This window comes from Mycobacterium sp. SMC-11 (assembly GCF_046250095.1).
GTDB classification, from domain to species: Bacteria; Actinomycetota; Actinomycetes; order Mycobacteriales; family Mycobacteriaceae; genus Mycobacterium; species Mycobacterium heraklionense_A.
Genome location: NZ_CP176430.1, coordinates 2,740,529 through 2,765,169 on the forward strand (window position 1 = coordinate 2,740,529; position 24,641 = coordinate 2,765,169).

General features: G+C 67.1%; 21 protein-coding genes. 5 read left to right on the plus strand and 16 right to left on the minus strand.

Features of this window, described 5'->3' with window-relative positions:
• Positions 1-34: 34 nt before the first annotated feature.
• The 3 genes from ACKY0X_RS12830 to ACKY0X_RS12840 form a co-directional block, all read right to left on the minus strand.
• Positions 35-958: an endonuclease domain-containing protein gene (locus ACKY0X_RS12830; protein ID WP_409426340.1), complete on the minus strand. Its 924-nt coding sequence runs from the start codon at positions 956-958 to the stop codon at positions 35-37.
• A gap of 80 nt (positions 959-1,038) precedes the next feature.
• Positions 1,039-2,301 carry a histidine--tRNA ligase gene (gene hisS, locus ACKY0X_RS12835; RefSeq protein ID WP_409426341.1) on the minus strand — a complete coding sequence of 421 codons (1,263 nt, stop codon included), beginning with the start codon at positions 2,299-2,301 and terminating at the stop codon, positions 1,039-1,041.
• Complete coding sequence (locus ACKY0X_RS12840; RefSeq protein ID WP_046285532.1) at positions 2,298-2,975, minus strand: MBL fold metallo-hydrolase; 678 nt, start codon at positions 2,973-2,975, stop codon at positions 2,298-2,300. Before ACKY0X_RS12840 ends, hisS begins: the two co-directional genes overlap by 4 nt.
• Before the next feature lie 109 nt (positions 2,976-3,084).
• Between ACKY0X_RS12840 and ACKY0X_RS12845 the strand changes: the two genes are divergently transcribed.
• Positions 3,085-3,981 (plus strand): peptidylprolyl isomerase, encoded by an 897-nt coding sequence (locus tag ACKY0X_RS12845; RefSeq protein WP_409426342.1) that lies wholly within the window; start codon positions 3,085-3,087, stop codon positions 3,979-3,981.
• Between the two features lie 111 nt (positions 3,982-4,092).
• Here the strand turns inward: ACKY0X_RS12845 and ACKY0X_RS12850 are convergent, their stop codons facing one another.
• From ACKY0X_RS12850 to yajC, 6 genes are all read right to left on the minus strand, one after another.
• The gene (locus ACKY0X_RS12850) at positions 4,093-6,417 is read right to left on the minus strand and encodes a RelA/SpoT family protein (RefSeq protein WP_409429618.1); all 2,325 of its coding nucleotides are present in this window, start codon (positions 6,415-6,417) and stop codon (positions 4,093-4,095) included.
• A 111-nt stretch (positions 6,418-6,528) separates the two neighbouring features.
• Positions 6,529-7,086, minus strand: a complete 558-nt coding sequence (locus ACKY0X_RS12855) for an adenine phosphoribosyltransferase (protein WP_082981199.1) — start codon at positions 7,084-7,086, stop codon at positions 6,529-6,531.
• The gene (locus ACKY0X_RS12860) at positions 7,068-8,726 is read right to left on the minus strand and encodes an ABC transporter substrate-binding protein (RefSeq protein ID WP_409426343.1); all 1,659 of its coding nucleotides are present in this window, start codon (positions 8,724-8,726) and stop codon (positions 7,068-7,070) included. Before ACKY0X_RS12860 ends, ACKY0X_RS12855 begins: the two co-directional genes overlap by 19 nt.
• A 6-nt stretch (positions 8,727-8,732) precedes the next feature.
• Positions 8,733-10,046: a protein translocase subunit SecF gene (gene secF, locus ACKY0X_RS12865; protein ID WP_409426344.1), complete on the minus strand. Its 1,314-nt coding sequence runs from the start codon at positions 10,044-10,046 to the stop codon at positions 8,733-8,735.
• A 4-nt stretch (positions 10,047-10,050) separates the two neighbouring features.
• Positions 10,051-12,138, minus strand: a complete 2,088-nt coding sequence (gene secD / locus ACKY0X_RS12870; RefSeq protein WP_409426345.1) for a protein translocase subunit SecD — start codon at positions 12,136-12,138, stop codon at positions 10,051-10,053.
• 217 nt (positions 12,139-12,355) lie between these two features.
• Positions 12,356-12,664, minus strand: coding sequence for a preprotein translocase subunit YajC (gene yajC / locus ACKY0X_RS12875; RefSeq protein ID WP_409426346.1), 309 nt, complete (start codon positions 12,662-12,664; stop codon positions 12,356-12,358).
• A gap of 182 nt (positions 12,665-12,846) precedes the next feature.
• Between yajC and ACKY0X_RS12880 the strand changes: the two genes are divergently transcribed.
• Together ACKY0X_RS12880 and gabT are read left to right on the plus strand one after the other, a co-directional pair.
• Entirely contained in the window at positions 12,847-13,167 is a 321-nt protein-coding gene (locus ACKY0X_RS12880; RefSeq protein WP_409426347.1) for a hypothetical protein, read from the plus strand.
• A 39-nt stretch (positions 13,168-13,206) separates the two neighbouring features.
• Positions 13,207-14,556, plus strand: coding sequence for a 4-aminobutyrate--2-oxoglutarate transaminase (gene gabT / locus ACKY0X_RS12885; RefSeq protein ID WP_409429619.1), 1,350 nt, complete (start codon positions 13,207-13,209; stop codon positions 14,554-14,556).
• Positions 14,557-14,562: 6 nt separating this feature from the next.
• Here gabT and ruvB read toward each other — a convergent pair whose 3' ends face one another.
• From ruvB to ACKY0X_RS12915, 6 genes are all read right to left on the minus strand, one after another.
• On the minus strand, positions 14,563-15,615 hold the full coding sequence (gene ruvB / locus ACKY0X_RS12890) for a Holliday junction branch migration DNA helicase RuvB (RefSeq protein WP_409426348.1): 1,053 nt from the start codon (positions 15,613-15,615) through the stop codon (positions 14,563-14,565).
• Positions 15,612-16,202: a Holliday junction branch migration protein RuvA gene (gene ruvA, locus ACKY0X_RS12895; RefSeq protein WP_409426349.1), complete on the minus strand. Its 591-nt coding sequence runs from the start codon at positions 16,200-16,202 to the stop codon at positions 15,612-15,614. Before ruvA ends, ruvB begins: the two co-directional genes overlap by 4 nt.
• A complete protein-coding gene (ruvC, locus tag ACKY0X_RS12900; protein WP_409426350.1) occupies positions 16,199-16,756 on the minus strand; it encodes a crossover junction endodeoxyribonuclease RuvC in 558 nt (185 codons plus the stop codon). Before ruvC ends, ruvA begins: the two co-directional genes overlap by 4 nt.
• Before the next feature lie 104 nt (positions 16,757-16,860).
• The gene (locus ACKY0X_RS12905) at positions 16,861-18,225 is read right to left on the minus strand and encodes a DUF2252 domain-containing protein (RefSeq protein WP_409426351.1); all 1,365 of its coding nucleotides are present in this window, start codon (positions 18,223-18,225) and stop codon (positions 16,861-16,863) included.
• Between the two features lie 26 nt (positions 18,226-18,251).
• Entirely contained in the window at positions 18,252-19,061 is an 810-nt protein-coding gene (locus tag ACKY0X_RS12910) for a sulfotransferase family protein (RefSeq protein WP_409426352.1), read from the minus strand.
• Positions 19,062-19,072: 11 nt separating this feature from the next.
• Positions 19,073-19,828 carry a YebC/PmpR family DNA-binding transcriptional regulator gene (locus ACKY0X_RS12915; RefSeq protein WP_409426353.1) on the minus strand — a complete coding sequence of 252 codons (756 nt, stop codon included), beginning with the start codon at positions 19,826-19,828 and terminating at the stop codon, positions 19,073-19,075.
• A 716-nt stretch (positions 19,829-20,544) separates the two neighbouring features.
• Here ACKY0X_RS12915 and ACKY0X_RS12920 point away from each other — a divergent pair.
• Positions 20,545-21,498, plus strand: a complete 954-nt coding sequence (locus ACKY0X_RS12920) for a bile acid:sodium symporter family protein (protein ID WP_409426354.1) — start codon at positions 20,545-20,547, stop codon at positions 21,496-21,498.
• A 107-nt stretch (positions 21,499-21,605) separates the two neighbouring features.
• Positions 21,606-23,834, plus strand: coding sequence for an arylsulfatase (locus tag ACKY0X_RS12925; protein WP_409426355.1), 2,229 nt, complete (start codon positions 21,606-21,608; stop codon positions 23,832-23,834).
• Here ACKY0X_RS12925 and ACKY0X_RS12930 read toward each other — a convergent pair.
• Positions 23,831-24,592: a hypothetical protein gene (locus tag ACKY0X_RS12930; RefSeq protein ID WP_409426356.1), complete on the minus strand. Its 762-nt coding sequence runs from the start codon at positions 24,590-24,592 to the stop codon at positions 23,831-23,833. The two genes, ACKY0X_RS12925 and ACKY0X_RS12930, sit on opposite strands and share 4 nt — an antisense overlap.
• Between the last annotated feature and the right edge of the window lie 49 nt (positions 24,593-24,641).

Sequence of the window (24,641 nt, forward strand, 5' to 3'; positions counted from 1 at the left end):
CACGCTACCGTGTGTTGCCGACTGTCGGGTTACGTCACGCCCCGAGGCGCTGCGCGTGCAATAAGTCGACATTCGCCTCAGTCCGGGTGCAACCAGCGACCTGTAGCGCTGCCCGGACCCGCATGAGAACCACATTCGGCCGATACCGAAGCAGGTCACTACTAACCCGGACAATCACCCAGCCGCGCGCGGCCAACTCGGCATAGCGGTCGATGTCAGCGGTCCGCTGCCGCGGATCGGTCCAGTGCTGCGCACCGTCGAACTCCACGCCCACCCGGTATTCGGGCCAGCCCATGTCAATGCGGGCAAACGGACGCCCGAAGCCATCTCGCACAACGATCTGGGTCACCGGACACGGCAGTCCGCCGCGAATCAGCAACAGCCGTGTCTTGGTTTCCTGCGGGGATTCAGCGCCGCCGTCCATCAACGCGATCGCACGCCGTAGCTGTACCAGACCGCGAACACCCCGATGGCGTTCGGCCACCTCGGATACGTCGTCCGCGACAAGCCCTGTGGCATGCGCCAGGGAATCGAGTCGGATTATGGCACCGGTCAGGCCTCCCCTGCGCCCGAGGTCGAAGGCAGTCCGGGCGGCCGTGGTGGTTGGTATCCCTCGGATGAGGCACGTTTCGTCCACTTCCAGCCGCTCGCGATAGATCGCAATCCCATCGGCGTCGCCAGCAGCCTTGCGGTTCAGCTCGGCCGGCGATCGCGCGTCAATCCATCGTGATCCGTGCAGCGCCGCTGCGGACAACCCGGCCACCGTCGCGGTCCTGCCCGACCACAGCCAATCGGCCACTGCACGGGTGACGGGGGTGAGTTCTACGCCGTTGGGCAGATAGACGTTGCGGTAGATCTGCCGATGCCGACTGCGTAACGTCCGCCTGCTCACGCTGCCCGCTGCCAACGCCTCAGACCCGAGGAAGGGCCACGTCGAACCGGGGGTGGGCGTCGGCATGAAGTTCACACTGCCGTCCCAAGCCGTCACCTCAGTGCCGAGCGTCGGCTTTTGTCACGCGTTCTGTGGATAACCGTGCACTAAGGCGACATTCGTCGCAGCACCTCGGCGACAACATCGTCGACCGCCACGTCGATCTGCTCCCCGGTGGCCAGGTTCTTGACGCCGACGGTGCCTGCCTCCAGGTCGCGATCGCCCGCGACCAGGGCGATGACGGCTCCGGAACGGTCCGCGGCACGCATCGCGCCCTTGAGGCCGCGGTCTCCGTACGCCAGGTCCACGCGCACCCCGGCCGCCCGCAACTGCGCGGCGATAACGGCCAGCCGCAGCTTGGCCGCCTCGGAAAGGCCCACCCCGAATACGTCGCATCGGCTGGTCCGCCCCACGGTCTTGCCCTCGGCGGCCAGCGCGAGCAGGGTGCGGTCCACGCCGAGACCAAATCCGATCCCGGACAGGTCCTGTCCACCGAGCTGACGCATGAGCCCGTCATACCGGCCTCCGCCACCGATCCCGGACTGCGCACCCAACCCGTCGTGCACGAATTCGAAGGTGGTCTTGGTGTAGTAGTCCAGGCCGCGCACCATGCGCGGATTGACCACGTACGGGACCCCGAGCGCATCCAGGTGTGCCAGCACGGTGTCGAAGTGCGTCCGGGCGGCTTCGGAGAGGTGGTCGAGCATGACCGGGGCGTCAGCGGTCATCTCACGCACCTGCGGACGCTTGTCGTCGAGCACCCGCAGGGGATTGAGCTGCGCGCGCTGGCGGGTCTCCTCGTCGAGGTCGAGCCCGAACAGGAACTGCTGCAGCAACTCTCGATAGGCGGGCCGGCAGGTGCCGTCGCCCAGCGAGGTGATCTCCAGCCGGAAGCCCTCCAGTCCCAGGGAACGGAAGCCCGCATCGGCGACCGCGATCACCTCGGCGTCCAGGGCAGGATCGTCCACCCCGATCGCCTCGACCCCGACCTGTTGCAGCTGCCGATAACGTCCGGCCTGCGGGCGCTCGTAACGGAAGAACGGCCCCGAATAGCAAAGCTTGGCCGGCAGCTGACCGCGGTCCAGCCCGTGCTCGATCACCGCGCGCATCACGCCTGCGGTGCCCTCGGGCCGCAGGGTGACCGAACGGTCGCCGCGATCGGCAAACGTGTACATCTCCTTGGAGACCACGTCGGTGGACTCCCCCACCCCGCGCGCGAACAGTGCGGTGTCTTCGAAGATCGGCAGCTCGATGTCGCCGTAACCGGCGCGGCGAGCGACCGCCAGCAGTCCGTCACGGACGGCGACGAAGCCGGCCGAGGCCGGAGGGACATAGTCAGGCACCCCTTTGGGTGCGGCAAACGTGCTCACGCACTGAGCCCTTCCAGGAACGGGTTGTAACGGCGCTCCGCGCCGATGGTGGTTTTGGGTCCGTGGCCGGGTAGCACCACGGTCGCGTCGTCAAGGCAGAGCAGTTTGTCGACGATCGAGGTCAGCAGGTCCCGGCCACTGCCCCCGGGCAGGTCGGTGCGGCCGACCGAGTTCTGAAACAGGGTGTCGCCGCTGAACACGACCTCGGCGGCGTCACCTTCGACCCGGAACACCACCGAACCGCGGGTATGCCCGGGTGTGTGGTCGACGGTGACCGTGGTGTCGCCCAAGCCGATCTTGTCTCCGTCGCGGTCCAGTTCGATCAGCTGCTTGGGCTCGGAGAACATCGCCTTGCTCAACACCCCGAACAACGCCTGCCCCGGGACGGTGCCCAGTGAGCGCAGCGGGTCGGTGAGCATGAATCGGTCCTCGGGGTGAATGTAGGTGGGACAGCCGTAGGTGTCGGAGACCTTCTGCGCCGACCAGATGTGGTCGATGTGGCCGTGGGTGAGCAGCACCGCCGACGGTGTCAGCCGATTCTCGTCGAGCACACGCCGCAGCCGAGCCATCGCACGCTGGCCGGGGTCGACGACGATCGCGTCCGAGCCCTGCCGTTGTGCCAACACATAACAGTTGCACGCCAGCATTCCAGCGGGGAATCCGGTGACCAACACGCCGACCAGTTTCCCATTGCGCGCCGGGTCGGCGGTGACGCGGGCGGTGCAGGCCCGTTCTGGCAGACTTGAGGCCCGACTCAGTCAGCGAGCCAGGAGGTTACCGCCGGTGCCCACGAACTCAGAGCGGCGTGCCGCCGCCAAGCGCAATCTGGACCAACAGGTGCAGCAGCGTGCCGAGGCGGCCCGCAAGCAGCGCCGGGCACTGATGATCGTCGGCGCCGTCGCGGCGGTGTTGCTGATCGCCGGGGTGGTGTTCGTGGTGCTGCGCGACAACGATCCGGGCAATGTCAACGCGAGCGGTTCGTCGGCTTCGAACACATCGGAGTCCGCGGACTCCTCTGACGCTTCCGGGGCACCGGCCGCCAGCGCCGGGCAGCTGCCGAAGTTCACCGCATCGCCTCAGCTGGGCGCCGACTGCCAGTACCCGAAGGCGCGTCCGGCCACCAAGGCCGTCGAGCCGCCGCGGTCCGGCAAAGTCCCGACCGACCCCGCCGAGGTCAGCGTCTCGATGATGACCGACCAGGGCCCCATCGGGTTGATGCTCAACAACGGCCAATCCCCTTGCACCGTCAACAGCTTCATCAGCCTGGCGGCCAAGGACTTCTTCTCCGGCACCCAGTGCCACCGGCTGACCACATCGCCGATGCTCAGCGTGCTGCAATGCGGGGATCCCGCCGGCGACGGCACCGGCGGCCCGGGCTATGAGTTCGACAACGAGTACCCCACCGACCAGTACTCCTTGGGTGACCCGGCCGCCCAGCGACCGGTCACCTACCCGCGCGGCACGGTGGCGATGGCCAACGCCGGGCCCGGCACCAACGGCAGCCAGTTCTTCCTGGTCTACAAGGATTCGATGCTGCCGCCGCAGTACACGGTGTTCGGCAAGATTCAGGACGACGGCCTGGCCACCCTGGACAAGATCGCGGCGGCCGGTGTGCAGGGCGGCGGCGACGACGGCTCGCCGGTCACCAAGGTGACCGTCAAGTCGGTGCGCGCCGACTAGCCCGAGCGCTCCTCCGCTCTCTGCGCGAGCGTGCGTGTTTGCCCGTCAACACGCCGTCACGGCTGTGCAAAGGCGCACGCTCGCGGGGTGTTCTCGCCGCGCGACCGGTTTCTAAGCCGCCGACGTCACCCGGTAGACGTCGTAGACGCCCTCGACGTTGCGCACCACGTTGAGCAGGTGGCCAAGATGCTTCGGGTCGCCCATCTCGAAGGTGAATCGGCTGATCGCCACCCGGTCTCGTGAGGTGGTGACCGAGGCCGACAAGATGTTGACCTTCTCGTCGGCGAGCACCTTGGTGATATCCGACAGCAGCCGGTGCCGATCCAGCGCCTCGACCTGAATGGCGACCAGGAACACCGACGACGGCGACGGCGCCCACTTGACCTCGATGATCCGCTCGTCCTGCTGGCGCAGGGCATCGGCATTGGTGCAATCGGTGCGGTGCACCGACACCCCGCCGCCACGGGTGACGAAACCCATGATCTCGTCGCCGGGCACCGGGGTACAGCACTTGGCCAGTTTGGTCAACACCCCGGTGGCGCCGGGAACCGCGACGCCGACATCATCGGTGTGACGCTCGCGGCGCGGGATGGTCAGCGGCGTGGAGCGCTCGGCCAGATCGTCCTCGGCCTGGTCCACCCCACCGAGCTGGGCCACCAGCCGTTGCACGACGTGGTGCGCCGAGATGTGGTTCTCGCCGACGGCGGTGTAGAGCGCGGACACGTCGCTGTAGTGCAGTTCACGGGCCACCGCCGCCATCGACTCGCCGTTGACCAGGCGTTGCAGCGGCAATCCCGCCCGACGCACCTCGCGGGCCATCGCGTCCTTGCCTGACTCCAGGGCCTCCTCGCGGCGCTCCTTGGCGAACCACTGCCGGATCTTGGCCTTGGCTCGCGGCGACACCACGAACTGTTGCCAGTCCCGCGACGGCCCGGCGTTCTGCGCCTTCGAGGTGAAAACCTCGACCACTTCCCCGTTTTCGAGCTTGCGCTCCAGCGCCACCAGCCGGCCGTTGACCCGGGCGCCGATACATCGGTGGCCGACCTCGGTGTGCACGGCGTAGGCGAAGTCCACGGGTGTGGACCCGGTGGGCAGGGTGATCACGTCACCCTTGGGGGTGAACACGAAGATCTCTTTGACGGCCAGGTCGTAGCGCAGCGACTCGAGGAATTCGCCCGGGTCGGCGGCCTCCCGCTGCCAGTCCAACAGCTGGCGCATCCAGGCCATGTCGTCGATCTCGGCGGCCGTGTTGAGATGCGGAACACCGTTGCGGCCCTTGGCCTCTTTGTAGCGCCAGTGCGCGGCGATGCCGTACTCGGCGGTGCGGTGCATCTCCCGGGTGCGGATCTGGATCTCCAGCGGTTTGCCCTCTGGGCCGATCACGGTGGTGTGCAGCGATTGGTAGACCCCGTAGCGCGGCTGAGCGATGTAGTCCTTGAACCTGCCGGCCATCGGCTGCCACAGCGAGTGCACGACACCGACCGCCGCGTAGCAGTCCCGGATCTCGTCGCAGAGGATCCGCAGTCCCACCAGGTCGTAGATATCGTCGAAGTCGCGCCCGCGCACGATCATCTTCTGATAGATCGACCAGTAGTGCTTGGGTCGGCCTTCGACGGTGGCGGTGATCTTCGACTTCGCCAGGGTGTTGACGATCTCGGCGCGCACCTTGGCCAGGTAGGTATCGCGGGACGGGGCGCGGTCGGCCACCAGTCGCACGATCTCCTCATAGCGTTTGGGGTGCAGGATCGCGAACGACAGATCCTCGAGCTCCCACTTCACGGTGGCCATACCCAGCCGATGCGCCAGTGGCGCAATGACTTCCAGCGTCTCGCGCGCCTTGCGGGCCTGCTTCTCCGGCGCCAGGAAGCGGATGGTGCGCATGTTGTGCAGCCGGTCGGCGACCTTGATCACCAGCACCCGCGGGTCGCGCGCCATCGCGATGACCATCTTGCGGATGGTCTCGGCCTCGGCCGCGGTGCCCAGCACCACCTTGTCCAGCTTGGTCACCCCATCGACCAGGTGAGCAACCTCGTCACCGAATTCGGCGGCCAGCGCGGTCAGGGTGTATCCGGTGTCCTCGACGGTGTCGTGCAACAACGCGGCCACCAACGTGATGGTGTCCATGCCCAACTCGGCCAGGATGGTGGCAACGGCCACTGGGTGGGTGATATAGGGATCCCCCGAATGGCGCAGCTGGGTGGCATGACGCTGCTCGGCCACCTCGTAGGCGCGTTGGAGCAGCGCCAGATTGGCCTTCGGGTAATACTGCCGGTGCACCGCCACCAGCGGCTCCAGCACCGGGCTCAAGGCACCACGTTGGGCGGTGATGCGCCGGGCAATCCGGGCCCGGACCCGCCGGGACGCGCTGGTCGGGACCTTCAGCAGATCGGTGCGCTCGGAGGGCGAGTCCTGGGCGATCGCCTCCGACACCGCCACCGGCTGGCCGGCATCAGCGCTGAACCGCTCGGGGCCTGAGCCCTGCTCGGGGCCCTGCGATAAGCCTTGTTCAGGGCCCACTGTGCTCACCTCCGACCACGAGAATATCGACTAAATCAGGTGCAGGCTGTGCAGCTGCAACGGTGCCACGGCGGCACGTCCGCCCAGCCCCGCCAGCTCCAGCACCACCGCCGCCGCAACCACCTCGGCTCCTGCCCTATCCAACAATCGCCGCGTTGCGGCCAGGGTACCGCCGGTGGCCAGCACGTCGTCGAGGATTACCACCCGCCGCCCGGCCACATCGATTCCGTCGGCCGGAATCTCCAGCACGGCGGTTCCGTACTCGAGCTGATAGCGCTCCGAGAGCACCGGCGGCGGCAGCTTGCCGCCCTTGCGGACTGCCAGCGCGCCCACCCCGAGCCGGTCGGCGACCGCCCCGGCCAGCAGGAATCCACGCGCGTCGATGCCGGCCACCAGATCAGCACCGGCCGCGACGCGAGCCAGCGCCTCGGTGACCGCGGCCAGTCCGGCGGCGTCGGCGAAGACCGGGGTCAGGTCTTTGAACGCGATTCCCGGGGTGGGAAAGTCCGCCACCTCGCGGATCAGCGACGCGATGATCTGACCGGCGCCCGCCGCAGGCCCGGCTTGGTTCACTGTTGCAGCTCCCAGCGGTCCATGTTCCAGCCCGCGCCCCACCGGGTGGGATTGGCGGCGACACCATAGGTCTTCTTCGACGACAGCAGGGTGCGCTGCTGTCGGTACAGCGGCAGCGTCGGCATGTCGGCCCACAGCACCGGAGCGCTCTCGGCGAGCAGTCGGACCATCTCCGCGGGGTCGGCGGTGACGGCCAGCGCGGACACCACGCCGTCGATCTGATCGTTGTGGTAGCCGGACAGGTTGTTTCCGTTACCACTGAACAACTCGTAGGCGTCCACCACCGACGATCCGCTTGACCCGCTGCCGGTGGATCCGCCGGTGCTGGCGAGCAACACGTCGATCCGCCCCTCCCGCAGTGCCAGCGGGCCGATGGCGTCGGTGGCCACTTCGGTGACGGTGATGCCGGCGGGTGCACACGAGCTGGTGATCGCCCCGATGACCGCGGCCAGCCGGGTGTTGGGACCGCGGTAGCCGATCCGCACGGTCAGCGGTTTGCCGCCCAGCGCATCGCGGGCCGCGTCGGGGTTTGCCCGGGCGAACTGTTCGGCCTCGGGCACGTTCTCGGCCTGGTCGAACGCGTCGTCCATGGCGGTGTTGAGCCGGGAATTGACCACGGGCACACCCGCGTCGCGGGCGATGATGTCGCGCGGGGTGCACAAAGCCACCGCCCGGCGTGCCGGAGTCTCCGATAGCGGGCCGGTCGGAGCGAAGATCAGCTGCTCGATGCCGCCCGAGGGGCTGTCGCTGCTCTGGTAGTCATCGGGGGTGATCAACGACCCGGCGGATCCGGTCGCCACGTCGACGACTTCGATGACACGTTTGTTGACCCGGTCGGCGATGTCGGCGGTCTGCGGCCACACCGTGATCCGCTTGGTGACCGGCTTGGCGCCCCACCACAGGTCGTTGGCCACCAGCACGACGGCGCCGCCTTCGAGCACCGAGTCGATCTTGTAGGGCCCGGACGACGGAAAGTAGCGCAGGTCAGCGCCGCGGTCCAGCTGCCAGGTGGTGTTCCAGGCCTGCGCGACCTTGCCGATCACCTCGTCGGCGGGCCCAAGTCTGCCCAGCACGGCGTCGGTGATGTTCACACCGAGCTTCTCGCTGATGACGTGCGACGGCATCATCGAGGTCGCGGTGAACAGTTCCTCGTAGTCGACGATGTTGCGGCCGCCGAAGAACGACACCCGGGCCTTCTTGGCACCGGACTGACACTCGATGTTCTCGATGTCGAGGTAGCCGGCTCGGCTTGCGGCGTCGAAGCCCGGGAAGCGGCCCGACTGGGCCGCCCACGCCAGCACCAGGTCGTCACAGGTGATGGGCTTGCCGTCGGAGTACACCGCAGCGTCCGCGATCTGATAGTCCAGCACCAGCGGAGCCCGGCCCACCACCGAGATGCTGCCGAAGTCGTGATCGGTGACGATCTGGCCGTCCGGCCCGTGGTAGCCGAAGCCGATCAGGGTCCGCGAGAAGGCCTGAGGCCCGGCCGACGCCGCACCGGCCACGGTGGTGCTGTTGTAGGTGATCAGACCGCCGTCGACGGCGTAGTCGATCTGATCGACGGTGGCACTGGTGCACGCCGGGACCGACCAGACGCCGAGGCTGGTGGCGATCGCCACCAGCCACATCGCAGCGTGCCGACAGCGGGCCGCCATCGCCGGTTACCGGCCGGCGCCTGGCTTGCCGGTCGGACCCTGGCTGCGCCGGCTGGTGGGGCGGACCGGCTTTGCGCCGGGCGCCGGGGTGCCCGGCGCCGAGGCCACCGTGGCCTCGTCCACGTCGGCAACGGTGTCTTCGGCGTCACCTGAGTCCTCGGCACCGGCCGCTGCCGGCTTGGAGCCGGTCGTGGCGTTGCGCCGCCGCATCACCCGGCGGGTGTGGTTCTGCACCAGTTGAGTGCGTTCCCGCAGCGTGACCAGCAGCGGTGTGGCCAGGTAGATCGACGAATAGGTGCCGACGACAACACCGACCAGCTGCACCAGTGCAAGGTCCTGCAGCGTTCCCACACCCAGCAGCCACACCGCGACCACCATCAGCGAGATGATCGGCAATGCCGAGATCAGGCTGGTATTGATCGATCGCATGAAGGTCTGGTTGATGGCCAGGTTTGCCTGTTCGGCGTAGGTGTAGCGGGTCTTGTGTTCGAAGCCGCTGGTGTTCTCCTCGACCTTGTCGAACACGATGACGGTGTCGTAGATGGAGAACCCGAGAATGGTCAACAGGCCGATGACAGTGGCCGGTGTGACCTCGAATCCGACCAGCGAATACACCCCGGCGGTCACGAGAATGTCGAAGACCATCGAGATCATCGCCGAGAGGGTCATGAACCACTCGTAGCGCACCGTGATGTACAGCGACGCCAACAGCAGGAACACCACTAGGGCGATGACGGCCTTCTTGGTGATCTGCCCGCCCCAGGTCTCCGACACCGCGGAGTCACTGATCGCCTGCTTGCTCGCCTCGCCGTTGGGCCCCACCGGCTGGAAGGCGTCGAACAGGTCGTCGCGCAGCTTCTCGGTCTGCTCATTGGTGAGCGTTTCGGCGCGAATCTGCACCGTGGCCGAGTTGCCGTTGCCGACTACGACCACCGACTCGGGACTATTGCCGACACTCTTGCGGAACACCTCTTCGACCTGGGTGACGCTGGTGTCGCCGCGCGGGAACGACACCTTGGTGCCACCGGCGAAGTCGATGCCGAAGGTGAAGCCTCGAACCAGGATGCTGACGATCGCGATGGCGACCATAGCGCCGCTGATCGCGTACCACATCCGCCGCTTACCGATGACCTCGAACGCGCCGGTACCGGTGTAGAGCCGCGACAGGAAACCGTGCTTGGGCGCCTTGGGGGTTGCAGCGGTCTTGCGAGGCTTTGCCTGCGCGGCGGTCCGGCTCTTGGTGGCCTCGGCGGCTGCCGTGTCGTTCTTTGCGGACTTCGTCGCGCGCTTCGTGCCGCTACTGGTGCTCGGTTTGGCCATCTGGCTATCCCTGTTCCGTCGACTGGGCGGTTACCCGCGTGCGCGCTTTGGCTCCGGACTTGCCGCCGGTTGCGCCTCCTGATTTGGCGACCGCCCGCCGCTCCCGTGCGACCTGCTGAACCGCGCCGAGGCCGTTGTAGGACGGCTTGGCCAGCGTCGGCGACTTGGACGCCAGGTAGACCAGTGGCCAGGTCACCAGGAACACCACCACCAGGTCGAGGATCGTGGTCAGCCCCAGGGTGAACGCGAAGCCCTTGACCTGGCCGACCGCCAGGAAGTAGAGCACCGCCGCCGCCAGGAAGGTGACCGCGTTGCCGGACACGATCGTCTTGCGTGCGCGCGTCCACCCGCGTGGCACCGCCGAGCGGAACGATCGGCCCTCGCGGATCTCGTCCTTGATGCGTTCGAAGAACACCACGAACGAGTCTGCGGTGGTGCCGATACCGATGATCAGACCGGCGATACCGGCCAGGTCGAGCGTGTAATTGATGTAGCGGCCCAGCAATATCAGGATCGCGTACACCATGGCCCCGGCCACCACCAGCGACAGCGCGGTCAGCACGCCGAGTACGCGGTAGTAGAGCAGCGAGTAGATCAGCACCAGGGCCAGACCGATCGCACCGGCGATCAGGCCCGCCTTCAGCGAGGTCATTCCCAGTGTGGCCGAGACGGTTTCGGCTTCCGAGGCCTCAAACGACAACGGCAGCGACCCGTACTTCAAGACGTTGGCCAGCTGACGGGCGCCATCCTGGGTGAATCCCGGCGAGCCGCCCGTGATCTGGGTGCGGCCGCCCGGGATGGCCTCCTGGATCTGCGGCGCGCTGACCACCTGCGAGTCCAGCGTGAACGCCGTCTGGGTGCCGATGTGGGCCGCGGTGAAGTCGGCCCAGGTGTCGGCCGCCGCACTCTTGAACTGCACCTGGACGATGTTCGCGCCGCTGCGCTGATCCATGCCGGAGCTCGCGTCGGCGATCTGGTCACCGCTGATGATCGACGGCGCCAGCAGGTATGCGGTCTGGTGGTCCTGCGAACAGGTCACCAGCGGCAAGTCCGGGTCGTCGTTGCCGGCCAGGATGTCTTCCTTGTCGCACCGGCCGGCCTGGATCTGCAGGGCCAAGGCCTGCACGACCTTGTTGTCGCTCTGCCGTAACCGCTTCTCGGCGGCGATACGGGCCGCCAGTCCCTGGGCCTGATCACCCTGGCCGGGCAGACCCGGCATACCGGGCAGCCCCGGGAGGCCCGGCAAGGCGGGCATTTGCGCACCGGGGGCCGCCGGCGACTCGGCGGGCGAACCCGGTGCCGTGGGCGCCGGAACGGCCGAGGTGCTGGGAGTGGCTGTCTCGCTGGTGCTTTCGGAGTCGGGGCCCGAAGAGGTGGTCCCCGGGGTCGGGGTCGGCTCCTGCGGGAAAGGACGCGGCTGGGCCGGCGGCGTCAGCGGCTGCTGCGGAAGCGAGGCACCGTTCCCGCCGAACGGGCCCTGCCCGCCCGCGCCGAAGCCCGGAGGCAGCCCAGGAGCACCACCACCGGCGCCCGGAGGCAGACCGGGAACGCCACCACCGCCGAGACCGGGAGGCAGACCGGGAGCGCCGCCGCCACCGAGACCCGGAGGCAGACCGGGAACGCCACCACCGGCGCCGGGCGGCAAGCCCGGGACGCCGGGCATACCGCCACCGCCGAGGCCGGGCATCCGGCCGGCCGCCTGAGCTTCCTGCACCGAGACACCGTTGATCACCGGCCGGATGTAGAGCCGGGCCGTCTGGCCGAGGGTGCGGGCCTCATTGCCGTCGCTGCCCGGCACCGTGATGACCAGGTTGTTGCCGTCGATGATGACCTCAGAGCCCGACACACCGAGTCCGTTGACCCGGGCGCTGATGATCTGTTGCGCCTGGTTGAGCGCGTCACGGGTCGGCGTGGAGCCGTCGGGGGTGCGCGCGGTGAGCGTCACGCGAGTGCCGCCCTGCAGGTCGATACCGAGTTTAGGTTCGGCGAGCTTGTTGCCGGTCAGGAATACCAGCAGGTAGACACCGATGAGCAATGCCAGGAACACCGCCAGGTTGCGGGCAGGGTGCACCGGCGCCGAAGGCGATGCCACGTTGTTGAGTCTCCTTCGCTCATTGCGCAATGCGCTCTCGTGATCGTCGGGGCCGACCCATGCTCGGGCCGCCCGCAGCGATCAGTACCACTGCACCCGCAAAAGGGTACGTGCCCGGCTGGCCGGGATGATCGTTGGGCGGACGTTCCGCGCGTCGGGCGTGTCAGCCGACCAGCCGGATGGCGGCGACCTGCTGCACCCGAGTGGCGGTGCGTTGTTAGGCGCCCTCGACGGCCCCTTCGACTGCGGCCTCGGCAGTCAACTCCTCCGGCTCGATCTTGTCGCGCACGGCCAGCTTCATCCAGGTGGTCACCACACCCGGTGCGATCTCCAGGTCGACGTCGTCGTCGGTGATGCGGGTGATGGTGCCCTGCAGCCCCGACGTCGTGTGCACCCGGTCGCCCACCTGCAGCGATTCGTGCAGATCGATGGTGGCCTGCATCGCGCGCTTCTGCCGCCGCGAGGCGAAGAACATAAAGGCGCCCATGACGAGGAGCAGCGGCAGGAAGGCAACCATGTTTTCCATGACGACAACCGATCTTTCGACTTGTTCGAATGATTCTTTGGCACCGGACCACCTGAGGCGTGGCGGGCCACTGTGATGACAACAGTGTGCCACTGTGTCCGCCGACCGCGCGTCGGTACCGCCGTCCACCCCCTAGGCTGTCGGTGACAGGGGGGTCAAGATTCTTGAGGGAAGGTTGGCCGATGAAGAACTTTGCGTGTGGTCTGGCGACCGCAGTTGCCCTGGCAGCGGCTCCCCTGGCGCTGGGAGCGATCGCCATGCCCGCCATCGGATCGGCAGAGCCGCTGGCCTGCCCGGGCGGTCAGTACTGGGAGCCCAGCACCAACACCTGCATGCCGCTCGGACAGGGACCGACCCCGCTGGCCTGTCCCGGCGGTCAGTACTGGGAGCCCAGCACCAACACCTGCATGCCGCTCGGACAGGGACCGACCCCGCTGGACTGCCCGCCTGGTGAATATTGGCAGCCCTTCGGCAATGCGTGCCGGCCACTCGGCCAGATCTGAGCCGCGGAAAGCACCGCTAAGGAGGCCCGCCCCATGTCAGTGCCGCCGCTGCTGCAGAGTCGTCACCTGGCCACCGAGATCCCCGGGCCCGGCTCGGTGCAGCTGGCGCGCCGCCGAGCGATGGCCGTGCCACGCGGGGTGGGCAGCACGCTGCCGATGTACGCGCTGCGGGCCGGCGGCGGCATCGTGGAGGACGTCGACGGCAACCGGCTGATCGACCTGGGCTCGGGGATCGCGGTGACCACGGTGGGCAACGCCGCGCCCCGCGTGGTGGAAGCGGTGCAGCAGCAGGTCGCCGAGTTCACCCACACCTGTTTCATGGTGACGCCCTACGAGGGATATGTGGCCGTCGCCGAAGCCCTGAACCGGATCACTCCGGGTGAGTTCGAGAAGCGTTCCGTGCTGCTCAACTCCGGCGCCGAAGCGTTGGAGAACGCCGTCAAGATCGCCCGGTCCTACACCCGCAAGACCGCGGTGGCGGCGTTCGACCACGGCTACCACGGCCGCACCAACTTGACGATGGCGCTCACCGCCAAGTCGATGCCGTACAAGAGCGGATTCGGTCCGTTCGCGCCCGACATCTACCGCGCGCCGGCCTCCTATCCCTACCGTGATGGGCTGATCGACAAAGAGTTGGGCAGCGACGGGGACCGGGCCGCCGAACGGGCCATCGGCGTCCTGGAGAACCAGATCGGCGCCCACAATCTGGCTGCGCTGGTCATTGAACCGATCCAAGGCGAGGGCGGGTTCATCGTCCCGGCGCCGGGCTTTCTGCCGGCGCTGCTGGCCTGGTGCCGCGACAACGATGTGGTGTTCATCGCCGACGAGGTGCAGACGGGATTCGCCCGCACCGGGGCGATGTTCGCCTGTGATCATGAAGGCCCGACAGGGCTGGCACCGGACCTGATCTGCACCGCCAAAGGAATCGGCGGGGGCCTGCCGTTGGCGGCCGTCACCGGGCGTGCCGACATCATGGACGCCCCGCAGGTGAGCGGCCTGGGTGGCACCTTCGGTGGCAACCCGGTGGCCTGTGCCGCCGCGCTGGGAGCGTTGGCGGCCGTCGAGGCTGACGACCTGGTGGGCCGGGCCAGGCAGATGGAGCGGTTGATCTTCGAACGGCTGGGCCGCCTGCAGGCCGACGACGACCGGATCGGCGATGTCCGCGGCCGTGGCGCCATGATCGCCGTCGAGTTGGTGCAGCCGGAAACCAACGCACCGGACCCGGCCCTGACCGCCGCACTGGCGGCGGCGTGTCATCGGGCGGGCGTGATCGTGTTGACCTGTGGGACCTTCGGCAATGTGGTGCGGCTGTTGCCGCCGTTGACCATCAGCGACGCATTGCTGTCGGAGGGGTTGGACGTGCTGGCCGGCGAGCTGGCCAAGCTCTAGCCCGACCTACTCGAACAACCCCGGTTGCCCCAGTCCCCCCGCGCCTGCCGGGGGCACCATGCCCAGGTGCGTCCACGCTGCCGGAGTCGCGACGCGACCCCGCGGGGTGCGCGCGACCATCCCGGCACGCACCAGGAACGGCTCGCAGACCTCTTCGACGGTGGCGGCTTCCTCCCCCACCGCAACGGCCAGGGTGGAGACCCCGACCGGCCCGCCGCCGAAGCTTCGGGTCAGTGCCGAGAGCACCGCGCGGTCCAGCCGGTCCAGGCCCAATTCGTCGACGTCGTAGACGGCCAGCGCGGCTTTGGCGACGTCGCGGGTGATCACCCCGTCGGCACGCACCTCGGCGTAGTCCCGCACCCGGCGCAACAGCCGGTTGGCGATCCGCGGCGTGCCGCGGGAGCGCCGTGCGACCTCGGCCGCCGCCTCGGCGCCCAGTTCGATCCCGAGGATCTTCGCCGAGCGTGCCAGCACCCGCTGCAGTTCGGCCGGTTCGTAGAAATCCATGTGGGCGGTGAACCCGAACCGGTCGCGCAGCGGGCCGGTCAGCGCCCCGGATCTCGTCGTCGCCCCGACCAGGGTGAACGGGGCCACTTCCAGCGGAATCGAGGTGGCTCCGGGCCCCTTCCCGACGACGACGTCGACGCGAAAGTCCTCCATCGCCAGGTAGAGCATCTCCTCGGCCGGCCGGGCGATGCGGTGGATCTCGTCGATGAACAGCACGTCGTGTTCGACCAGGTTCGACAGCATCGCGGCCAGATCACCGGCACGTTCGAGCGCCGGCCCGGACGTCACCCGCAACGAACTGCCGAGCTCGCTGGCGATGATCATCGCCAGCGAGGTCTTTCCCAACCCCGGCGGGCCGGACAACAAGATGTGATCGGGGGTGCCGCCACGGTTCTTGGCGCCCTCGATAACCAGCTGCAGTTGCTCGCGTACCCGGGGTTGGCCGATGAACTCGGCCAGACTGCGCGGGCGCAGACCGGCGTCGATGTCTCCCTCGCCGACGGTCAGCGCCGGGGAGACCTCGCGGTCTTCGGGCTCGCCGGATTGGCTCACTTGGTCTTCCCCAGCCGGCTCAGCGCGGTCCGCAGCACTTCGGAGGTAGTCGCGTCGGGAGCGTCGGCCAGTACCTTATCGGTGGTCTCTTCGGCCTGCTTGGCGGCAAAGCCCAGCCCGATCAGGGCTTCGATCACCGGTGCGCGCACCGCATGGCCGCTGAACACCGCACCGTCGGATGCGGGCACCGCGCCGATCTTGTCGCGCAGTTCCAGCACCAGCCGCTCGGCACCGCGCTTGCCGATCCCGGGCACCCGGGTCAATGCGGTGACATCTCCGTCGGCGAGCGCCCGGCGCAGGGTGGCCGCGTCATAGACCGCCAGGGTGGCCAGGGCGATCTTGGGACCGATACCCGAGACGCCGATCAGCGTGAGGAACAGATCGCGTGCCTCGCCGTCCGGGAACCCGTAGAGCGTCATCGAGTCTTCGCGCACGATCATCGCGGTGATCAGGCGGGATTCGCTGCCGCGGCGCAGCGTCGACAGGGTCGCCGGTGTGGCCATCAGCTTGTAGCCCACCCCGGCCGCTTCGACCACGGCGTGGTCCAACGCGATGTCGATGACCTCGCCACGTACCGAGGCGATCATGCCCGGGCCGCCTTGAGCTTGGCGGTGTACTTACGCCGCTGCTCGGCGGCCAGTGCCTCGGCGGCGGCCATCCGGGCGATCATCGGGGCCCGCCAGCAGTGACAGATCGCCAACGCCAGCGCATCCGCGGCGTCCGCGGGCGTCGGCTTCTGCTGCAGCCCGAGGATCCGGGTGATCATCGTGGTCACCTGCGCCTTGTCGGCCGAACCGTTGCCGGTCACCGCGGCTTTGACCTCGCTGGGGGTGTGGAAGTGCACGGTGATGCCACGCCGGGCAGCCTGCAGCGCGATCACCCCGCCGGCCTGCGCGGTGCCCATCACGGTGGAGACGTTCTGCTGGGAGAACACCCGCTCGATCGCGATGACGTCGGGACGATGGGTGTCGAGCCAGTGCTCGGCGGTGTTACTGATGGTCAGCAGCCGCTCGGGCAGCGGCTGATCGGCCGGGGTGCGCACCACATCGACATCCAAAGCGGTGACCTGACGCCCCTGCCCGCTTTCGACCACTGACAGCCCGCACCGCGTCAGCCCAGGGTCGACGCCCATCACCCGCATCGGATTCCTCTCCAGTACCGAACAACTGTTCGACAGTCTAGTGGGGTCCGACGACACCAACAGGGCGCGACACGCGGCGTCCGCACGCTCTGCCCGGCCGCGTATCAGGCGGTGCCGATCCGGCCACTGCGCGCCGCAGCCCGCAGCGCCTCGTAATCGTTGTCGTTCTGTTCGGCGTACGCCAGGGCGAACCGGGTCAGGGCCCGGTCGGCGTTATCCCCCTTGCCGAGATAGGCCGCGATCGCGACCCGGTCGCCGGAACGGCTGTGCGCCCGGGCAAGTGCATGCCCACACGCCTGTACGTAGGCGGTAAGCACCTTGGGCCGCATCGACTCGACGTCGGCGGATCCCTTCATGTCCCACAGTTGGCGTACGTAGTAGTCGCCGTGGTGGCCGTCGGGGCCGATGGCGTGCAGCCAGCCCAGCAGGACGTCGCTGGTGGCCTGCATCAGCCGCTGCCCCGCTACCACGCGTTCCCCAGCGTTGGCGTATCGGCTGCGCTTGAGGTGGGCTTCCAACACCGAGGGGCGAGCCTCCTTGACCTGCATGAGCAACGGGTCTCCGCTGCCCACGCCCTCAAACAGCACGATCCAGGTTCGGGTTCCGACGCTGCCGACTCCGACCACCTTGCGGGCCACCTCCACATAGCGGTAGCGCCGTGCGAGTACCCTCCGGTCGTCGGGAAGGCTGGAAACGTAGTCCTTGATCAGCTTCCGCATGTACTTGTTGTAGAGCTGCGCCACAACGTCACTGACCAAGTCACCGGCCGGCACGATCAGGGGCGGATCGCTGATCAGCCGCAGGCGGCCGTCTTGCAGCCGGGTGAGTTTGTCGACGGCCTGCTGCCGGCCGCGAGACAGGGCACCGACCGCGGTACGCCGGATGGCCTTGGCGTAGACCGGTTCTACGGCGGCCAGTAATTCGGAGTCGATGACCGACCGCGCGTACCACGCGTCGAGCTCACCGAGCCTGGCCAGTTCACGCATCTGATTGCGGTAAGCCTCGGCGCAGGCCGCTACCACCGATTCCTGCTTGGCAGGGCGCAATCCCCTGCTGCGGCACAGGACTGCGGCACTGGCCACCAACCGTTTGACGTCCCACTCCCACGGGCCGGGCAGCGTCTCATCGAAATCGTTGAGATCGAACATCAGCTGCCGCTCCGGGGAGGCGAACATGCCGAAGTTCGACAGGTGCGCGTCCCCACACAGCTGCGCCGGTAATCCGGTGTGTGGGTCGGCGGCGAGATCGGCGGCCATGATCACCGCCGAGCCCCTGAAAAACGCATACGGGGACGCCAACATGCGGGCATAGCGGATCGGTACCAACTCGGGAACCCGGGACTTGGATTGAGATTCCAGCAGCGCGACCGGGTCCGCGCGTCGCGACGACGGTTCGTAGTCCCCGAGCGCGGACCGCGGAAGCACCTTCCGCTGGGATCTGCCGTACTCCTGGCGTTCCCTGGCCGACACGGCGTCAGTCTAGAACCGTTGTTCGGCTAAATGACCCGCAAACCGGCGGGCACGGCGCCTGGGTCGCGCCAGAACGCGTCGTGGATGAATCTGTTGAACAAGTCCGGCGGCAGTATCGACTCCCGCGGCTTGGCCCGGACTTCGCCGTGGACGGTGTGCAGGCCCGGCGTACCGGCCCGCTCGTCGAAATCGGTGACGTCGTAGTCGACATGAGCGAAATCGTGCTCGAACATCGGCTCGCCGATGAAGTCGTAGATGGCACGCATGGTGGACGCCGGGTCGGTGGTCAGCGTCTCATATTGCACCACCAGCAGTCGGTCGCGCTCCGCGCCAAAGCAGGCCTGTTTGAGCATGTCGTATGGGGCCCCGATCATTCCGTCCTGCGCCACAATCGCGTTGGCGCGGGTGTAGACAGTGCCGCCGGGGTTGAAGCCGAAGATGGACGAGGGGGTGAACACGTTGCGTCGAACCAGCCGTTCGATGCTGTCGACCACCCACGGCACCTCGCGCACGCAGGCGATGACCTTGGCGCTCGGGAACAACCGGGAAACCGCGGGCATCCAGCCGCACCATCCTCGGTTGGTATCGAAGACCACCTCGGCGTCGCAATCGGCATAGAAGCTGTCGAACAGGCCGTGCAAGATCCGTTCCCGCTTCGCGTCGTCGATGAACACCGAGTACTCGTTGCGGGCGCTCATCTCACCGAGCAGGGCGCCGAACAACCCCGCCAACGGGCCAGACATCCCGGCCTCGAAGCGCGGGTTCTGCCGCAGGAGCGCGGCCAGCAGTGTCGAGCCTGAGCGCGGCAGACCGGAGATGAAATGGATCGTCGACACCGCGGTGGCTCCTATTCGGCTTCGAGGGCTGCCAGTACTTCGTCGGACAGGTCGACGTTGGTCCACACGTTCTGCACGTCGTCGTTGTCCTCAAGCGCGTCAACCAACTTCAACACCTTGCGCGCACCCTCGACATCGACCGGCACACTCACCGACGCCTGAAAACTCGCCTCAGCAGAGTCATAATCGATCCCGGCATCCACCAACGCACTACGCACCGCCACCAAATCCCCCGGCTCCGAGATCACCTCGAAGCTCTCCCCCAAATCATTGACATCCTCAGCACCGGCATCCAACACCGCCGCCAACACGTCATCCTCCGTCAACCCATTCTTATCCAAGGTCACCGTGCCCTTACGACTGAACAGATACGCCACCGAACCCGGATCAGCCATCTGACCACCGTTACGGGTCATCGCCACCCGCACCTCACTGGCCGCACGATTACGATTGTCGGTCAAACACTCAATCAACACCGCCACCCCATTGGGCCCATACCCCTCATAGGTGATCGTCTGGTAATCCGCCCCACCAGCTTCCTCACCCGCACCACGCTTACGCGCCCGCTCAATATTGTCATTGGGCACCGAGTTCTTCTTCGCCTTCTGAATGGCGTCATACAACGTCGGATTACCCGACGGATCCCCACCACCAACCCGCGCCGCAACCTCAATATTCTTGATCAACCGCGCAAAATTCTTGCCACGACGAGCGTCAATGACAGCCTTCTTGTGCTTCGTGGTCGCCCACTTGGAATGGCCGCTCATCGGTTGCCCTACCTCACTGTTTCTGATGAAAAGTTCGCCCGGCGAGTCTACGCGGACGCTTCGGAATTACCTGCACACAACGTGGCGAAACAACCGCTCATCCGAGCTTGCCCGACTCGGCCCCCGTTGAGCGCGCGATCGCTACTGATTCCGCTCAAAAGGATTCCAGCCCGTTGGCGAGGTCGGACCGATGTAGCCGGCAATTAGCCCCGCCCCGTCGCGATGCGAGCGCCCGCCGACCCTTGCCGTCGTCATTGCGGCACGGCCGCCAGGGGCCGGCGCGACGATGCCCCGCGGGCGCGACGGCACGTCCGCGCGAGACGGCGATGGTAGGCGGACTTCACCGACCTATCGTCATCGGTTCCGGTATTTCCTTGGCGCACTGGCGATTACATCGCAGATGAGGCAACACACCTCGTGCAGGTTCCGCGGCCTTAGCGGCGTGGACTCACCATGGCGTGTGGCGACACACAAGACGGCCGCCATGGCGAATGTCCTGGGCAGCTCGCGGTAATGCGTGACGCCATACAAGATCGAGGTTCGGCTTTGAATCCGTTTGCTCAGCACGTCGCCGGGGAGCCCCACCCGGCCTTGCGGGCAGCCGGATCTGCGGGCCGGATTTCGACCGGCTGCGGCAAGCTTCTCTGCATCATCGCGCCGACGCCCGCGGCCGCCCAACCGTCATGGCATCTGCGCACGAACACCGCGGAGCATTCATGGACAACCGGTTCTTCCCGTTGGTCGTCGTGACGGCCATGCTCGCGCTGGGAATGACCCTCACCGTCGCCGACTTCCGCCGGGCCGCCGCGCTGAAGCGCCCACTCGTGGTCGCCCTGGTCTGCCAAGCGGTAGTCCTGCCGACCTTCTGCCTGCTCATCGCCGAAGCATTCAACCTCCCGCCGAAGCTCGCGGTGGGGCTCATGCTGATATCCGCCGTCCCCGGCGGCCTGTTAGCCAATGTCTTCAGCCACTTGGTCAATGGCGACCTGGCACTCAATCTCACGCTTACCGCGATCAACGCCGTGATCTCGATCGCGTCGCTGCCAGCGATCCTGGCATTCTCAATCAACTGGTTCACCGGCGAGGGCAGGACCATTCCGCTACAGCTGGACAAGTTCGTCGCAGTGGTCGGCCTGGTCCTGATTCCCACAGCAATTGGTGTCGGCATCCGCGAACGCTTCCCCGAGCTAGCCCGCCGCTTGAAGCGGCCAGTCCGGGTCGCCGCGGCCACGCTGCTGGTCGCGATCTCCATTGCCGCAATCGTCGGGGGGCAATCGACACTGCTCAACAACCTCGGCACACTCAGTGGCGCCGTCGTGTCCTTCGCCACCGTCAGCTTGACCGTCGGCTATCTGGTTCCTCGGTGGATGAAACTCGCTCCGCGGCAGGCGATTGCCATCAGCCTCGAAATCGGGATGCACAACGCAATGGTGGCCACAGCGATCGCCCTGAGTCCGCAGCTCCTCGACAGCGCCGAAATCGGGACTGTGCCGGCACTCTACGGCGTCATCGCGCCCATCATCGCCCTGCTGCTTGTCGTCACGGTGCGCCGCTTCGATCCTGCATACCGTTCGGACCGCCAATCCGCTGCCGCCTCCGCTGCGAACCAGGCGCTGTCAACAAAGCCCGATGACGGTGCGCGGCCGGCCTCAGAAGCGGTGGCCGGCTAGGCCGCTCCAGCCGGGTCGATTACGGCTTTAGTAAGGCGAATTACCCACTGCCCCGTGCGATTCGCAACATCGAGTACACGCAGGTCATAGCGAAAGGTGACACCGAGATGAGCCAGCCCCAGCGGCCCCCACAGGACGCGCCCAATGTCCTGGTAGTCCTGCTCGACGACCTCGGCTTCGCTCAGTTCGGCTGCTACGGCTCGGACATCTCGACGCCGACCATCGACCGCCTTGCCGCCGGAGGACTGCGCTACAACCGGTTTCACGTGACTGCCCTGTGCTCCCCGACCCGGGCGGCGCTGCTGACCGGCCGCAACCACCATGCAGTGGGAATGGGCTTCCTTGCCGATCTGCCCACCACGCATCCCGGTTACACCGCACACATTCCCCGCTCGGCGGCCACGCTGCCACGGATCCTGCGGGACGCGGGCTGGAGCACACTGGCAACCGGCAAATGGCACCTGGTACCGCGCGGTGAGCGTGGCGGGGCCGGACCCTACGACCAATGGCCCCTGGGATTGGGGTTCGAACGCTACTACGGATTTCTGCGGGGCGACGCCAATCAATGGGCGCCGGAACTGGTTCGCGACAACTCGTTCGTCGAAGCACCCGCCCGCCCCGATGAGGGTTACCACCTGACCGAAGACCTCGCCGATGAAGCGATCCGGATGGTGCTCAGTCAACAGGCCAGCGCCCCTGGCAAGCCCTTCTTCCTCTATTTCACGCCGGGAGCGATGCACTCGCCGCACCACGTGGAGCGCTCATGGGCTGATGCCTACGCCGGCAAGTTCGACATCGGCTGGGATCGCTGGCGCGAGGAACTGTTCGCTCGCCAGGTGGAGTCCGGCGTAGTCCCGGCCAACACCTCCTTGACCCCACGGCCGCCCTGGGTTCCGGCCTGGGACGATCTCAGCGCGGACGAGCGCCGTCTCTACGCCCGCATGCATGAGGTCTACGCCGGGTTCCTCAGCCACACCGACGCACAGATCGGCCGGCTGGTCGACACCCTCGAGCGCATCGGGGTGCTCGACAACACATTGATCCTGCTGATGTCTGACAACGGCGCCAGCGCCGAGGGCGGGGTTTCCGGAACCGTCAATGAGCACCGCTTTACCCATCGGGTACGCGATGACCTCGCCGAGAACCTCGCGCAGCTCGACGAATGGGGCGGACCGCGCACCTACCCGCACTACGCGTGGGGCTGGGCGTGGGCCGGCAATACGCCATTTCGGTTGTGGAAGCGCTACACCTGGCTCGGCGGCACTCGGGTTCCATTCATCGCGCACTGGCCCAAGAAGATTCGTGAGGGCGGCGAGGTCCGTGGACAGTTCGCCCATGCGATCGACGTCCTGCCTACCGTGCTCGACGCGTGCGGCGTGGCCGTCCCGGACTCCGTCGACGGCATTGCACAACAGCCCGTCCAGGGGGCCAGCCTGTTGCCCTCGTTCACCGATCCTGCGGCCCCCAACCCGCGTTCGCTGCAGTACTTCGAAATGATGGGCTCGCGGGCGATCTTCGCCGATGGCTGGAAGGCGACCACCGACCACGTTCCGGTCGGTGTGATGGACGAGGACACCCTGCTGACCGGAAGCCGCGACTTCGAGACCGATCGGTGGTCGTTGTTCCGCCTCGACGAGGACTTCTCGGAGTCTGAAGATCTCGCAGACCAACATCCCGATGTAGTCGAGCGGCTACAGGAGCAGTGGTCGCAGGAAGCTGCCGCCAACAATGTTCTGCCGCTGCTTGACTCGCTGATCGGACGATTGACCGCCGCAGCGCAGCCGCGGTATCCGGTTGGCCTGAAGGTCACGCTCTATCCGCAGGCCGGTCCAGTGCTCGATGAGGCGTTGCCGATGCTGGCCGGCGGTGGTCACATCCTCGCCGATGTGGATGTGCCGCAGCAGGACGCGGCCAGCGGGGTGCTGTTTGCCATCGGCGACCGCAACGGCGGCTTGGCCTCCTACGTCATCGATGGCAGGCTGCATGTTGCCGTCGCGCTGCCCAGTGGCACCCTGCAGCTTCAGTCCGAACAGCATGTGCCGCCCGGGCGTCACCTCATCGGCTGCGTGCTGCGCCTGGTGTCCGGGGGCGTCGCCGTCGACGCCGTCGTCGACGACACCGTTGTCGCGAGCACGACGACCGAACACGCGCTTCCGTTCATCTGGCAGCACGGTGGCACCCACCTCACCCTCGGTTACGACCGCGGCCTACCGGTCGCCGATGACTACCAGCCACCCTTTGCCTGGAACGGGGCCCTGCACGCGGTCCACGTGCAGGCCGGGCAAGCCGAACTCGACCAGATCGACGCGCTGCGCATCGCCCTGCAATCCGACTAGTCGCCGGCGAAGGCGAACTGGAAGCCAGTGAGTATTGCGTGTTTTGCGATGGTGTAGGCCGGGTTACTGGGATCCCTGCTCTGAATAGTGACCGTGGCAGCCCAGAGCCTGTTTCCACTGTCCTGACCCGCAACTATCAGGGAGGTAACCTCACGCCTGCGAAGGGCCATGCCGCCGGGGCCTTCGTCGGCGGCGTTGTAGGCAATGATGACGGCGGGATAGCCGCAAATAACGCCGCGACTCTGGTCGATAATGCCGGTAATGCCGGCGCTTTCCCACTCGAGTGCGTCTTGTGGAGTGCGGAGTTCGACCTTATCGGTGAGGTTTTCAAGCGTCACAACGGTGTTCGGCACGAAACCGTAGGCACCCAATTCTCGGCCAGCCATCACCGCTCGAACTATTGGCGGCCTCGGCGGGCCAGCGGCGTCGAAGACCCAGCCGTTGGGTTGGGGCAGCGCCAGCCTGGGCTCGTCGGCGGCGCGGTGGTCCAGGTGGGAAAGCGGCACGGGGCTGGGCGCGCATTTGCTCGACAACGAGCTGTCAGACGCTTCGACAGCCGGCTCGTGGCTGCGGCGAAGCACAATCAGCACAGCGGCGACCAGCGCAGCGGAGGTCAGCGCAATGGCCATCGCGACCGCGACGGCAACAAGGGCCGCTGAAAGCGAACGGCGTGCAGGCTGGGTGGCAGCCTCACTTCGCGGCTGCTCTGGCGGTTCCTCAACGAATGGCCCTTGGCTGCCGGATGCTTGGCTTTCCATCGGCAAAGGATAGCCACCCCGGTTGCCTCCGGGGCCAGTGCCGACTGAC